Genomic DNA, 12,973 nt, shown 5'->3' with positions numbered 1-12,973 from the left:
CCACGGGGTTCGCGGAAATAGCGTCTCACGAAATGAGACGCTTTTTCGGTCGCCGAACCGGTGTGGTCCTTCCCATCCCGCGGGCCGTGCCGAAATACCCGGTGCGGCCGCGCCGCCCGTGTCCGGCCGCGCTACTGTTTTCACGGCGACAGCTTTCGTGACGACAGCGAAATAAGGACAGACGGGACCCAAGGGGAACACCATGCCGAGCACGAACGACACACGGGTGGCCAGTTACAAGCCGCTCATCGCCCCCCGGGACCTGCTGGCCGAGCTCCCGCTGGGTCCCGAGCGCAGTTCCCTGGTGGAGGACTCGCGCGCCGAGGTCAAGCGCGTACTGGACGGCGAGGACGACCGCCTGCTGGTCGTCGTGGGCCCCTGTTCGGTGCACGACCCCGAGTCCGCCATGGACTACGCACGCCGCCTGGCCGAGCTGGTGCCCTCCCTGCGCGAGGAGCTGTGCGTCGTGATGCGCGTGTACTTCGAGAAGCCGCGCACCACCGTGGGGTGGAAGGGCCTGATCAACGACCCCGGCCTGGACGACACCTACGACGTGCACCGCGGCCTGCGCACCGCGCGCAAGCTCCTGCTGGACATCAACTCGCTGGGGCTGCCCGCCGGGACCGAGTTCCTCGACCCCATCACCCCCCAGTACATCGCCGACGTCGTCTCCTGGGGCGCCATCGGTGCGCGCACCACGGAGAGCCAGGTGCACCGCCAGCTGAGCAGCGGCCTGAGCACGCCCGTGGGCTTCAAGAACGGCACGGACGGCGACGTGCAGGTGGCCGTGGACGCCGTCGGCGCGGCCTCCGCATCGCACACCTTCTTCGGGATCGACACCGCCGGAGCGGGTTCCGTGGTCGTGACCGACGGCAACCCGGACTGCCACGTCATCCTGCGCGGCGGCCGCAGCGGCCCCAACTTCGGCGCCGAGCCGGTCAACGCGGCCCTGGACGTCATCGAGGGCTCCGGGCTGCCCCGCCGCCTGATGATCGACGCCAGCCACGCCAACAGCGGCAAGGACCACACCCGCCAGCCCGGTGTGGCGGCCTCGATCGCCGCCCAGGTCGCCGAGGGCCAGAAGGGCGTCATCGGCGTCATGCTGGAGAGCTTCATCGTCGAGGGCGCCCAGAAGCTGGGCGACCCCGCCGACCTGACCTACGGCCAGTCGATCACCGACAAGTGCATGGGCTGGGAGACCACCGGCGAGGTGCTCTCCCAACTGGCCGAGGCCGTGCGCCGGCGCCGCAAGAACGCGGCCTGAGGCCGAGGCACCGAAGCCGGGCCGGCGAGGCCGAGACCCTGAGGCCGGGTACCGTTCCGGGCCGCCCACCGGCGGCCCGGAACGGTACTCCGGGGGTCACTCCCCCGCGGTCTCCGCGGGCGGCGCCTCGGAGGGCCGCGCCTCCGGGGGCAGTGCCTCCAGTTCCACGAGCATCTCCCTGGCCAGCGGCTCCCGCAGCCCGGCGTCCCCGTCCTCCTCCACCTCGACGCGCAGCGCGAACGTGTACACGTCCTCACCGCGCTCCACCCAGCCCACCCACCAGCCGGGAGCGGAGTCGGCGCCCCGGCCCCAGCCGCTCTTGGCGTACAGGGTGTAGCCGTCGCCCTCCTCCACCTCGGCGATCTCGTGGAGCGCCTGCTGGTGCCCGGTGTCCACGGGCAGGTCGGCGAGGGCCAGGCCGGCCAGGAAGGAGGTCTGCTCCATGGCGGAGATCTCCAGCGGGCCCTCCAGCCAGAACCGGTCCACCGAGTCCGCGCCGCCCACCGACCGGTTGCCGTAGCCGAACCGGTCCACCCACGTCGCCATCCGCTGGTGCCCGACCCTGCGCGCCAGCTCCTGGTACACGGGGACGTTCGAGGCGGGCAGGGCCTCGCGCAGGGACATGTCCCGCTCCCACGCGGAGACCGGCTGCGGTTCGCCGCCGTAGGGCAGTACCTCGTCCACGTCCTCGACCGCGCCCGTCTGCAACCCGATCAGGGTGTTGGCGAGCTTGAAGGTGGACGCGGGCACCGCGCGCTCGCGGGCCTCCTCCGGCCCGACCACGACCGCCGTCCGCCTCCGCACGTCGTAGAGCACGAAGGTGCCCTCGACCCCCTCCTCGGAGAACGCCGCCTCCAGGTCCTCGCGCTCCTCGGTGGCCACGTCGCCCCGGGTCAGGGGCCGGACGCCGTTCTCCGCGCCCTGCCCGGCGACCCCGGCCGTCTCCTCCGCGCCCCGGGGGCCGCCGCCCGGCCCGTCCCCGGCGCACCCGGTCCCCGCGACCAGGGTGAGAACGCATCCGGCGGCCAGCGCGGGCAGGCCGGACGCCGCCGCGCGCCTCCTCCGGGCCCTGTGCTCGATGTCGGTTCGCACTGGCCATCCCTCCACGCGCCGAAAGCCCGTCTCCGGCTCACGCTAACCTTCCGGCCCCTCCGGGGCAGCGGGTTCGGCAGGGTGTCGGCACGGACTTTCGCGGGGCGCCGGACACGGGCGCGCTGAGCGGCGGCCCCGTCGCGGGGCCCGTGCGGCGGTCCCGCGACCCCGCCGCGGGCATCCACGGGCACCCTTGGGGCCGTGTGCGGCCGCTGCTAGGCTGAACGTGTTGCTGACCCCGTACGGGAGAGTGCCCGCGTATCCAGCGTGAGGCCGCCGAAGGAGCAATTCCTCCCCGAAGACAACCTCTCAGGCACAGTGGACCGTACGGGCGAGACCACTCTGGAAAGCAGGGACGGGCCGTCCCTCGCCGAAGGTGCAAGCCGCGCCGAGCGCGTGGCGAAGCTCTCAGGCACCGATGACAGAGGGGGAGGATGGCAACGCCACTCACGTCACGACGCCCATCCTCTCGGGAGTGCCCATGTCAGAGCCCGCATCCGCGCCGCGCTCCACAACGCTGCGCGAGGTCCACGAGAAGGCCGGTGCCACCCTCGTCGACTTCGCCGGATGGCTCATGCCGCTGCGCTACGGCAGCGAGACCGCCGAGCACAAGGCGGTGCGCGAGGCCGCAGGCCTGTTCGACCTCTCCCACATGGGCGAGATCCGGCTGACCGGTCCGCAGGCCGCCGACGCCCTGGACCACGCCCTCGTGGGACACCTGTCCCGGGTCAAGGTCGGCCGGGCCCGGTACACCATGATCACCGGCGAGGACGGCGGGGTCCTGGACGACCTCATCGTCTACCGGCTGGGCGAGGAGGAGTACCTCGTCGTGGCCAACGCCGTCAACATGCCGGTCGTGGCCTCCGCCCTGGCCGAGCGGGCCTCCGGCTTCGACACCGAGGTCGCCGACGAGTCCGCCGACCACGCCCTGATCGCCCTTCAGGGCCCGCGCGCCGTGGACGTCCTGGCGCCGCTGACCGACGCGAACCTGGACGACATCCGCTACTACGCCGGGTACGAGCACACCGTCGCCGGCGAGCCCGTCCTGCTCGCCCGCACCGGCTACACCGGTGAGGACGGCTTCGAGATCTTCCTCAACCCCGCGACGAAGGCCCCGAAGGTGTGGGACGCCCTCATGGCCGAGGGGAGGAGGCACGGCCTCGTGCCCGCCGGGCTCTCGGCCCGCGACACCCTGCGCCTGGAGGCCGGGATGCCGCTGTACGGGCAGGAGCTCACCGCCGACCTCACCCCCTTCGACGCCGGCCTGGGCCGGGTGGTCAAGTTCGACAAGGGCGACTTCGTGGGCCGGACGGCCCTGGAGGAGGCCTCGCGCACTTCCCGTCCCCGCCGCCTCATCGGCCTCGTCGCGCGCGGGCGCCGCCCGCTGCGCAGGGGCCAGGACGTCCTGCGCGACGGCGCGGTCGTCGGAACCACCACCAGCGGCGCGCCCTCCCCCACCCTGGGCCGCCCCATCGCCATGGCCTACGTGGACGGCGACCTCGACACCTCGACCGGCGCGTTCACCGTGGACGTGCGCGGACGGGGCGAGGACGTCGACGTGGTCGAACTGCCGTTCTACAAGCGGCAGCCGTAGAGCAGGGGGCCTTCACACCCCGAAGGCCCATGCGCCCCGCGGCGGGATCCCACCACAGAGGGACCAGCACGCACGGGGCGTGACCGGGCGTAGGCCGGGCCGGGCAGCCTGCGGGCGCGCGGCAGGAAAATGGAACACCTCCAAGGAGAGTTGAAGTGAGCGTTCCCACGGAGCTGGGTTACACCGCCAAACACGAGTGGGTCGTGATCGAGGACGGAGTCGCCACCGTCGGGATCACCTCGTTCGCCGCCGAGTCCCTGGGCGACATCGTCTTCGTCGAGGCGCCCGAGGTCGGCAGCGAGGTGTCCGCGGGCGAGCCGTGCGGCGAGGTGGAGTCCACCAAGTCCGTCAGCGACATCTACTCACCCGTCAGCGGCGAGGTCGTCGAGGTCAACGAGGCCCTCGAAGACGCGCCCGAGTCGGTCAACTCCGATCCCTTCGGGACCGGGTGGCTGTTCAGGGCCCGTGTCTCCGAGGAGCCCTCCGATCTGCTCTCCGCCGAGGAGTACACCAAGCTGACCGAAGGCGAGGAGTAGGCCCCCGATGGCTACTGACAACACGCTCAACCAGACGCTGGGCGAACTGGACCCCGAGGTGTCGGCCGCGGTCGACGCGGAGCTGGCCCGCCAGCGCGACACCCTGGAGATGATCGCCTCGGAGAACTTCGCTCCCCAGGCGGTCATCGAGGCGCAGGGCACCGTCCTGACCAACAAGTACGCGGAGGGCTATCCCGGCCGCCGCTACTACGGCGGGTGCGAGCACGTCGACGTCGTCGAACAGCTCGCGATCGACCGCGCCAAGGCGCTGTTCGGCGCCGAGCACGCGAACGTGCAGCCGCACTCGGGCGCACAGGCCAACACGGCCGTGTACTTCGCGCTGCTCAAGCCGGGTGACACCATCCTGGGCCTGGACCTGGCCCACGGCGGCCACCTGACCCACGGCATGAAGATCAACTACTCCGGCAAGATCCTCAACGCGGTGGCCTACCACGTGCGCGACGAGGACGGCACCGTCGACTACGACGAGATCGAGGCGCTCGCCGAGGAGCACCGGCCGAAGATGATCGTCGCCGGGTGGTCGGCCTACCCGCGCCAGTTGGACTTCGCCCGCTTCCGCAAGATCGCCGACTCGGTCGGCGCCCTGCTGATGGTGGACATGGCGCACTTCGCCGGCCTGGTCGCGGCGGGGCTGCACCCCAACCCGGTGCCGCACGCCGACGTGGTCACCACCACCACGCACAAGACCCTGGGCGGTCCGCGCGGCGGCATGATCCTGGCCAAGGCGGAGTACGGCAAGAAGATCAACTCCGCGGTGTTCCCCGGCATGCAGGGCGGACCGCTGGAGCACGTGATCGCGGCCAAGGCGGTCTCGCTCAGGGTCGCGGCGGGCGAGGAGTTCGCCGACCGCCAGCGGCGCACCGTCTCCGGCGCCAAGCTGCTAGCCGAGCGCCTGACCCGCCCGGACACGGCCGAGGCCGGCGTGAAGGTGCTCACCGGGGGCACGGACGTGCACCTGGTCCTGGTGGACCTGGTCGGCTCCGAGCTCAACGGCAAGGAGGCCGAGGACCGCCTGCACTCGGTCGGGATCACGGTCAACCGCAACGCGGTGCCCAACGACCCGCGTCCGCCGATGGTCACCTCCGGCCTGCGGATCGGCACCCCAGCGCTGGCCACCCGCGGTTTCGGCGACGAGGACTTCGCCGAGGTCGCGGACGTCATCGCCGAGGCGCTCAAGCCGGAGTTCGACGCGGCCGCCCTGCGCGGCCGCGTGCAGGCGCTGACCGCGAAGTACCCGCTCTACCCGAACCTGTAGAGCTCCGCCGTGCGGGGCCCGGTGCCCCGCACGGCGTCACACGGCCCTGTACTCAACGAGGAGGACAGCCATGGCCATCAGCGTGTTCGACCTTTTCAAAATCGGTATCGGCCCCTCCAGCTCGCACACGGTCGGGCCGATGAAGGCCGCGCGCACGTTCGTGGACGGACTGCGCGGGGACGGCCTAATCGACGGCGTGGCCCGGGTGCGGGCCGAGCTGTACGGATCCCTGGCACTCACCGGCAGGGGGCACGGAAGCGACACGGCCGTGGTCCTGGGACTCATGGGACACACCCCCGAGCACGTGGACGTGGACTCGGTCCCCGGCCTGGTCGGGCGGGTGCGCGAGGAGCGGACCCTGTACCTGGGCGGGCCCGACGGGCCCCCCGTGTCCTTCGACCCGGCCGTGGACGTGGACTTCCGGCGCAAGGAGAGCCTGCCCGACCACCCGAACGGGATGCGGTTCGTGGCGGTGGACCCCTACGGGGCCGAGCTGACCGCGAGGATCTACTACTCGGTGGGCGGCGGATTCGTCGTGGACGAGCGTGCCGCGGGCGCGGACCGCATCAAACCGGACGACACCGTGCTGCCCCACCCCTTCGACAGCGCCGAGGAACTGCTGGGGATCTGCGCCGAGACGGGGATGTCGATCAGCGCGGTGATGCTCGCCAACGAACAGGCCTTCGGCCGGACGGCCGCGGAGATCCGCGCGGAACTGCTCACCATCTGGACCGCGATGCGCCAGTGTGTGCGCCGCGGGGTCATGACCGAGGGCAGCCTGCCGGGCGGGCTGAAGGTGCCGCGCCGCGCGCACCGGCTGTACCGGCAACTGGGCGGGGTCTGCGACGAGGCGGGGCTGCTGGCCCCCACCACCGCCGACCCGGACCCGATGCGGGGCAGCGACTGGATCACGCTGTACGCGCTGGCGGTCAACGAGGAGAACGCCGCGGGCGGCCGGGTGGTGACGGCGCCGACCAACGGAGCGGCGGGGATCGTCCCGGCGGTGCTGCACTACTACATGCACTTCAGCCCTGGCGCCGGGGACGACGGGGTGGTGCGGTTCATGCTCACCGCCGCCGCGATCGGCCTGCTGTTCAAGCAGAACGCGTCGATCTCGGGCGCCGAGGTCGGCTGCCAGGGCGAGGTGGGATCGGCGTCCTCGATGGCCGCCGCCGGGCTGGCCGAGGTGCTGGGCGGCACCCCCGCCCAGGTGGAGAACGCCGCGGAGATCGCCATGGAGCACAACCTGGGGCTGACCTGCGACCCGATCGGCGGCCTGGTGCAGGTGCCGTGCATCGAGCGCAACGCGCTGGCCTCGGTCAAGGCGATCAGCGCCGCGCGCATCGCGCTGCGCGGCGACGGCAGCCACTTCGTGTCCCTGGACAAGGTCATCCGCACCATGCGCGACACCGGCCGCGACATGATGGACAAGTACAAGGAGACGAGCCGCGGCGGCCTGGCCGTCAACGTCATCGAGTGCTGAGCGGGGGAGCCTCCTGCCCCGGTTCGCGGGGAAGCAGGGACCGCTGGTCCGCGACGACGTCGAGGAGTGCGAGGTCGGCCACGTACGCGACGTCCGCCTCCCAGAGGTTCGCCGCGTCGCGCCCCGACCAGCGTTTGAGCAGCCCCTTGTACCAGACGCCGTCCCGGCGGATCCAGCACAGCCTGGTGCCCTCGGGGGCGTAGTCGGGGAAGCAGTGGACGCACGGCGGCCGGTCGTGCAGGACCTGTGCCAGGGGCACCACCCGGGGGTCGTGCGCTTCGAGCCCCAGGCGCAGGGCCTTCCGCTGCCTCTCGACCAGGGCTTCGCACCGGGCCGTCCCGTGGAACACCGTCCCGCCCGGTGTGACCGTGACGCGTTCCGCCAGTCCGCTGGGAGCGGGGCGGCAGAGCCCGCACTGCCTGGGGAGAAGGTCGTGTACGCACCGGCTCTCACCCATGTGCCGACTGTTCCACACGGCTACGGCGGTCGGCGGGGGACCGTTGCGCGGCCCCCCGCCGAGGCGGCGGCCGACCTGGGAGGAAGCCCGCGGACGCGGACGCGGGTGACCGGAACCGGCCACGCCCTCCCGTGTCCGGGACGTGGGAGAGCGGTGCCGGGACCCGGAGAAGGCGTGGCGCCGTGTCGGGGAGAGCGGGCCGGGCCAGCGGGCCGGCCCGGCTCCGGTCAGGGGTTCGTGCCGGCGGTGTCCGCACCGCCGACCGCGGCCACCCGGTCGGGGTCGGGCGCCCCGGTGGCCAGGCTGGCCACGACCAGGGCCACGAGTGCGGCGGGCAGGGCGACGACGACCGCGTTGAGGCCGCCCGGTGTCCCGGCGACCTGCCAGCCGATGGTGGTGGCGGCGCCGGCCACCAGGGCCGCGACCGCGCCCGCGGTGGTCGCGCGCCTCCAGAACAGCACCGACAGGACGACCGGGGTGATCGCCGCACCGTAGACCGTGTAGGAGTACATCTGTAGCTCCAGCACGGTCGGGAAGAACAGGCCGAGCGCGAATCCCAGGACCGCGATGCCCAGCACCGACAGGCGCTGGACCACCAGCTTGCGGCGCTCGTCCGCCCGGTCGCCCGTGAACCGCGCGTACAGGTCGTAGGCGATGTTGGAGGCCGCCGAGAGCATGTACGAGGAACCCGTCGTGATGACGAAGGCGACCGCTCCGGCCAGGATCAGGCCTCCCAGCACCGCGGGCATGTACCCCTCCGAGGCCAGGCTGAGGATCGCCATGTCGCCGTTGATGCCGGGCATCAGGACCGCGGCGGCGGTGGCGAGCAGCACGACGGGGACGAAGACGAAGAAGCTGCCCACCAGCATGCCGAGGGTGGAGAAGCGGGCCTCCCGCTCGTCCCTGGCCGCGGCCAGGCGCTGGTACATGTTCTGGTCGGCGAGCAGGAGGAGGAAGAGCGGCAGGAAGTAGCCGAGGAGCTGGAGGGCGGTCAGGCCGCCGGTGAAGGTGGTCGCCTGTTCCGGGAGCCCCTCCCAGTAGGCGGTCGGTCCGCCGACCGCGGCGAACACCAGCGGCAGCGACACGAACAGGCCGAGCACGATGAGGATGGCCGAGAAGAAGTCGGTGTAGGCGACCGAGAACAGGCCGCCGCTGACCGTCAGCAGTGTCACGACCACGGCGACGAGCACGGTCCCCTGGGTGGCGGTCAGCGGGGTGACCAGGCTGACGACGTATCCGCCGCCGACGAACTGGGACGCCGTCAGCCCCAGGTAGGCGACGGCGGTGACCACGGCGGCGACGGTGCGCACACCGATCCCGAAGCGCACCTCCAGCAGCTCGGGGATGGTGTGCCGCGACGCCCTCCGGATGCGCCGGGCCGCCAGGAGCAGGACCAGGATGCCCAGCGGCGTTCCCGCGAAGAAGACGAGGCCGGCCGTGGGGCCGTAGGTGTAGGCGAAGTTGGCACCGCCGATGATGGTGCCCGAGCCCACCCAGGTGACGAGCATGGTGGCGATCATGACCGGGCGGGGAAGGCTGCGCCCCGCGAAGAGGAAGTCGTCGCCGCCGCGGAGCCTGCCGGAACGCATGAAGTAGAGGGCGATCCCGATCATCGCCAGGATGTACACGGCGAGGATCACCAGATGGGTCGTCTGCATGGGCCACCTTGCGAGGTTCGGATCAGGGGATGTGGACGGGAGGGGTCAACCACCGGCGGTGGTCCGATCGGGCCATGAAAGCAGCCGCCACCCGTGAAATGCAACACTTATTGCACCTTACGTGACCCTGATCACAGTGCGTCGGCGCCTCCCGTCGCCGCAGGCCACGCGCCCGGCCCCCGCTCAGAAGAGCTCGGACTGCTCCCACAGGCGCTCGGTGCCGCGCACCGCCTCCAGCACCGCCTCCCCGCCGATCCGGGCCAGTTCGGCCAGTACCGCGTGGACGACCGCCGTGGTCGGGGTGAGGGAGGGGAACATGCCCACACCCTCGCTGGGGACCAGGAGCACGTGCTCGGCCCCGTCCGCAAGCGGGGAGTCCCTCCTGTCGGTGATGACCGCCACCGGCACGCCCCTGTCGCGGGCCACCTCCGCCGCCGCCCGCAGCGCGACGGGCAGCCGCCACAGGTCGCACGCCAGCAGCAGGTCCCGCGGCCCCATCCGCGCCAGCGCGTTGACCAGGGCCGTCCCCCCGACGTCGACCCGCTCCACGTCGTAGCCCATGATCCCCGCGGCGTGCGCGAGTTGCAGACCCGGCGCCGCGAAGGTCCCCGATCCCACCACCCGCGTCCTGCGCGCCCCGTGGATCGCCTCCGCCAGGGCGCTCACCCTGCCGGGGTCGAGGGTCAGCTCCAGGGCGCGCAGCCCCTCCCGGTCCGCGCGAAACGCCGCGCGCACCGGGTCGGCGTCGGCACCGGCGTGCTCGGCCAGGACCTCGCCCGCGTTCAGCGAGGCCAGGTAGCGCGAGCGCAGTTCGACGCGGAGCGCGGGCCAACCGGTGTACCCGAGGGCCTGCGCGGCCCGTACCACCGTGGCGACGTTGACGTCCGCCCGCTCGGCGAGCTCGGCGGTGCTCGCGTAGGAGGCGAACTTCGGCTCGTCCCGCAGCACCCCGACCACGCGCTCGGCCGCACGGCCGAGGCGCCCGCCGCCGAGCGCGGCCTCGATCCAGTCCGCCATCACCCCTCCGTCCCGGCGCCCCGACGCGCGCCTCCCCAAGCGATACCACCCCCGGGGCCGCGCCCGGAGTTGATGCAACATATATTGCATAAAGGGCGTGGCCCACACGCCGACCCGTTCCACCGGAGGTACTCATGACCCGCCAGTCCCACCCCTCGGTCCTCTTCACCGGAGCCGGGCTGCTCGACCCCGAGGCAGGCACCCGGACGCCGGACTCCTGGCTCCTGGTGGAGGACGGACTCATCGCGGGCAGCGGGCGGGGACCGGCCCCCGGGACCGGTGGCGGGGTCGAGGTCGTCGACCTGGCGGGGGCCACCCTCATGCCGGGCCTCATCGACGCCCACGTGCACCCGACGGCCTTCAGCGCCGACCTCGGCGCCGCGATGGACCACTCCCCCTCCTACGTCGCCAGCTACGCGGCCCGCTCCCTCAACTCCATGCTCAGGCGCGGTTTCACCACCGTCCGCGACGTCGCCGGAGGGGACTGGGGACTGGCCAGGGCCGTCGACGAGGGGCTCGTCGACGGCCCCCGGCTCATGTTCGGCGGCAAGGCCCTGTCACAGACCGGCGGCCACGGCGACTTCCGGGCCCCGGGCCGCCAGGGCAACGACACCCACGCCTGCTGCCCCGGGGCGGGCATCGTCTGCGACGGGCCCGTGGAGTTTCGCCGCGCGGCCCGCGAACAACTGCGCACCGGCGCCCACCACCTCAAGATCATGCTCTCGGGCGGGGTGGCCTCCCCCACCGACCGCATCGACTCCACCCAGTCCTCCGAGGACGAGATCCGGGCCGTGGTGGAGGAGGCCGAGGCGGCCAACCGCTACGTCACCGGCCACGCCTACACGGCCCGCGCCGTCAACCGGGGGCTCCGGCTCGGCGTGCGCTGCATCGAGCACGGCAACCTCATCGACGAGAGCAGCGTCGAACTGTTCCTGGAGCACGACGCCTACCTGGTGCCCACCCTGGTCACCTACCAGGAACTGTCCCGGCAGGGGGCCCGCAACGGCCTTCCGCTGGCCGGTCAGGACAAGGTCGACGCCGTACTCAGCAGCGGCCTGGACGCCCTGCGGCTGGCCCACGACGCCGGGGTGAACCTGGTCTTCGGCAGCGACCTGCTCGGCGGGATGCAGGACCACCAGAGCGAGGAGTTCGCCATCCGCGGCCGGGTCCAGCCCGCCGCAGACGTCCTGCGCGCCGCCACCGTCAACGCCGCCCGGCTCCTGGGGCTGGAGGGGACCGTCGGCACCCTGCGCGACGGTGCGCGCGCGGATCTCGTGGTGGTCGACGGCGACCCGCTCGCCGACATCGCGGTGCTCGCGTCCCCGGAGACGAGTGTGCGCACCGTCCTGCGCGACGGCCGGGTGCGCCACGAGCGCGACGAGGCGCGCTGACCCCGTCAGGCCAGGATGCGCCGGGGGTTCTTGGCCGGCGCCGTCATCGACATCCGCACGACCGTGGGCACCTGCTCCAGGTCGAGCGCCCGCCGCAGGTTCGCCAGCGCCTCCGAGCGCACCCGCCGCCACACCCCGGCCACGTCCGCGTCGGCGTCCAGGGTCAGCGCCAACCGCAGGTGCGGGGCGTCGGTGGACTCGGTCAGCCGCGCGTGGACACGGCGCACCCCCGGGTAGTCGGCGACCTCCTCCTCCAGGGCACCGCGCGCCACGCTCTCGGACATCTCCACCCGGCCCTCGTCGCCGCGTTCCAGGACCAGGCGCCCCACGGTGTCGTTGAACCCCTGGGCCATCAGCCAGCGCAGGGCCAGGAAGGCCGCGACGACGGCCGCCGCGACCACCACGTAGGGCACCCACTGCTGGCCGAGCACCTCCCGGACCGGGGGGCCGAGCAGCGCGCTGTCGGCCAGGCCCCGGCCGAACAGGCCGAGTCCGGCGGCCAGCGACGCCAGTCCGGCGGCGAGCAGCACCACACCGACGACCGCCAGCCCCCACCGGTTCCCCCGTGCCGATCTGCGCGACCTGTCACCAGTCATGGTCACCCCTCCGCGTACCGCACGTGGGTGGCGATCCGCATGCTGCGCAGCGGCGCCAGTTCCTCCAGCCGCCGCTCCACGGCCGCGGTCACCTTGAGGGGCAGATCCTCCGACTCGCGCATCCCGGTGCGCACGTGCACCCTGATCCTGTTGCCGCGCACCGTCACGTGCGCGTCGTCGACCCCGCTGACGTCCTCGGCCGCGGCGCTCACCGCTCGGCGCAGCGCGGGCCGGGTCAGTCCCACCACCAGGGCGGGGTCGTCGGTGCGCAGCGCCGTCCAGCGCCCCTGCCCGGGGGTCAGGGCGGCCACGATCAGGGCCAGTCCGATCAGGGCCAGGACGGCCGAGGCGATCTGCACCGACGGCGTCGACCAGGTCGCGGTCGAGGCGTATCCGGCGGCGGCGTCGACCGGGACCAGCCGCAGCGGGCTGCCCGCCAGCGCCGAGATCACCTCGGCGGCGGCCACGACGGCCACGACGAGGATCACGAGGCTCGTGATCACCGCGGGCCAGGACCGCCGCGGGCGGAACGTGTGGACGGCCACCCGCCTGGCCCGGGGGTCGACGCCCTGGTCGGGACGTCCGAGCACCTCTTCCACAGTGGTCATG

12 protein-coding genes and 1 riboswitch are annotated in these 12,973 nt (G+C 72.7%); of the genes, 6 read left to right on the top strand and 6 right to left on the bottom strand.

From position 1 onward, the window contains the following. The first annotated feature begins 202 nt into the window (after window positions 1-202). The gene (locus tag NOSIN_RS02165) at window positions 203-1,264 is read left to right on the top strand and encodes a 3-deoxy-7-phosphoheptulonate synthase (RefSeq protein WP_077689129.1); all 1,062 of its coding nucleotides are present in this window, start codon (window positions 203-205) and stop codon (window positions 1,262-1,264) included. Between the two features lie 96 nt (window positions 1,265-1,360). Here NOSIN_RS02165 and blaOXA read toward each other — a convergent pair whose 3' ends face one another. Beyond that, window positions 1,361-2,161: a class D beta-lactamase gene (gene blaOXA, locus NOSIN_RS02160; RefSeq protein ID WP_375539656.1), complete on the bottom strand. Its 801-nt coding sequence runs from the start codon at window positions 2,159-2,161 to the stop codon at window positions 1,361-1,363. Window positions 2,162-2,589: 428 nt separating this feature from the next. Further along, a riboswitch (glycine riboswitch) is annotated at window positions 2,590-2,692 on the top strand. Between the two features lie 145 nt (window positions 2,693-2,837). Between blaOXA and gcvT the strand changes: the two genes are divergently transcribed. The 4 genes from gcvT to NOSIN_RS02140 all read left to right on the top strand — a co-directional run bounded on the left by gcvT (window position 2,838) and on the right by NOSIN_RS02140 (window position 7,245). Next, window positions 2,838-3,950 carry a glycine cleavage system aminomethyltransferase GcvT gene (gene gcvT, locus NOSIN_RS02155; RefSeq protein ID WP_077689127.1) on the top strand — a complete coding sequence of 371 codons (1,113 nt, stop codon included), beginning with the start codon at window positions 2,838-2,840 and terminating at the stop codon, window positions 3,948-3,950. A 155-nt stretch (window positions 3,951-4,105) separates the two neighbouring features. Further along, window positions 4,106-4,486 (top strand): glycine cleavage system protein GcvH, encoded by a 381-nt coding sequence (gene gcvH, locus NOSIN_RS02150; protein WP_077689126.1) that lies wholly within the window; start codon window positions 4,106-4,108, stop codon window positions 4,484-4,486. A 7-nt stretch (window positions 4,487-4,493) separates the two neighbouring features. Next, a complete protein-coding gene (gene glyA, locus NOSIN_RS02145) occupies window positions 4,494-5,762 on the top strand; it encodes a serine hydroxymethyltransferase (RefSeq protein WP_077689125.1) in 1,269 nt (422 codons plus the stop codon). Window positions 5,763-5,832: 70 nt separating this feature from the next. Next, window positions 5,833-7,245, top strand: coding sequence for an L-serine ammonia-lyase (locus NOSIN_RS02140; protein ID WP_077689124.1), 1,413 nt, complete (start codon window positions 5,833-5,835; stop codon window positions 7,243-7,245). Here NOSIN_RS02140 and NOSIN_RS02135 read toward each other — a convergent pair. The 3 genes from NOSIN_RS02135 to NOSIN_RS02125 all read right to left on the bottom strand — a co-directional run bounded on the left by NOSIN_RS02135 (window position 7,232) and on the right by NOSIN_RS02125 (window position 10,377). Continuing rightward, a complete protein-coding gene (locus NOSIN_RS02135) occupies window positions 7,232-7,702 on the bottom strand; it encodes a hypothetical protein (RefSeq protein WP_077689123.1) in 471 nt (156 codons plus the stop codon). The two genes, NOSIN_RS02140 and NOSIN_RS02135, sit on opposite strands and share 14 nt — an antisense overlap. A gap of 227 nt (window positions 7,703-7,929) precedes the next feature. After that, the gene (locus NOSIN_RS02130) at window positions 7,930-9,360 is read right to left on the bottom strand and encodes a sodium:solute symporter family protein (protein WP_077689122.1); all 1,431 of its coding nucleotides are present in this window, start codon (window positions 9,358-9,360) and stop codon (window positions 7,930-7,932) included. A 183-nt stretch (window positions 9,361-9,543) separates the two neighbouring features. After that, window positions 9,544-10,377 (bottom strand): MurR/RpiR family transcriptional regulator, encoded by an 834-nt coding sequence (locus NOSIN_RS02125; protein WP_077689121.1) that lies wholly within the window; start codon window positions 10,375-10,377, stop codon window positions 9,544-9,546. A gap of 134 nt (window positions 10,378-10,511) precedes the next feature. Between NOSIN_RS02125 and NOSIN_RS02120 the strand changes: the two genes are divergently transcribed. Then, window positions 10,512-11,768: a metal-dependent hydrolase family protein gene (locus NOSIN_RS02120; RefSeq protein WP_077689120.1), complete on the top strand. Its 1,257-nt coding sequence runs from the start codon at window positions 10,512-10,514 to the stop codon at window positions 11,766-11,768. 5 nt (window positions 11,769-11,773) lie between these two features. Here NOSIN_RS02120 and amaP read toward each other — a convergent pair whose 3' ends face one another. Next, window positions 11,774-12,364, bottom strand: a complete 591-nt coding sequence (gene amaP, locus NOSIN_RS02115; protein ID WP_077689119.1) for an alkaline shock response membrane anchor protein AmaP — start codon at window positions 12,362-12,364, stop codon at window positions 11,774-11,776. 2 nt (window positions 12,365-12,366) lie between these two features. Beyond that, window positions 12,367-12,972, bottom strand: a complete 606-nt coding sequence (locus tag NOSIN_RS02110) for a DUF6286 domain-containing protein (RefSeq protein WP_077689118.1) — start codon at window positions 12,970-12,972, stop codon at window positions 12,367-12,369. Window position 12,973 lies beyond the last annotated feature (1 nt).

This window comes from Nocardiopsis sinuspersici (genome assembly GCF_001998325.1).
Lineage (GTDB): Bacteria > Actinomycetota > Actinomycetes > Streptosporangiales > Streptosporangiaceae > Nocardiopsis > Nocardiopsis sinuspersici.
This window is presented reverse-complemented; position numbering and strand designations above follow the sequence as displayed.

Excerpts from the sequence above, each read along its gene's own strand:
- NOSIN_RS02140 (WP_077689124.1), top strand. The coding sequence starts at position 5,833 with ATGGCCATCAGCGTGTTCGACCTTTTCAAAATCGGTATCGGCCCCTCC.
- NOSIN_RS02165 (WP_077689129.1), top strand. The coding sequence starts at position 203 with ATGCCGAGCACGAACGACACACGGGTGGCCAGTTACAAGCCGCTCATC.
- NOSIN_RS02130 (WP_077689122.1), bottom strand. The coding sequence starts at position 9,360 with ATGCAGACGACCCATCTGGTGATCCTCGCCGTGTACATCCTGGCGATG.
- NOSIN_RS02120 (WP_077689120.1), top strand. The coding sequence starts at position 10,512 with ATGACCCGCCAGTCCCACCCCTCGGTCCTCTTCACCGGAGCCGGGCTG.
- amaP (WP_077689119.1), bottom strand. The coding sequence starts at position 12,364 with ATGACTGGTGACAGGTCGCGCAGATCGGCACGGGGGAACCGGTGGGGG.
- NOSIN_RS02125 (WP_077689121.1), bottom strand. The coding sequence starts at position 10,377 with ATGGCGGACTGGATCGAGGCCGCGCTCGGCGGCGGGCGCCTCGGCCGT.
- glyA (WP_077689125.1), top strand. The coding sequence starts at position 4,494 with ATGGCTACTGACAACACGCTCAACCAGACGCTGGGCGAACTGGACCCC.
- NOSIN_RS02135 (WP_077689123.1), bottom strand. The coding sequence starts at position 7,702 with ATGGGTGAGAGCCGGTGCGTACACGACCTTCTCCCCAGGCAGTGCGGG.
- NOSIN_RS02110 (WP_077689118.1), bottom strand. The coding sequence starts at position 12,972 with ATGACCACTGTGGAAGAGGTGCTCGGACGTCCCGACCAGGGCGTCGAC.
- gcvT (WP_077689127.1), top strand. The coding sequence starts at position 2,838 with ATGTCAGAGCCCGCATCCGCGCCGCGCTCCACAACGCTGCGCGAGGTC.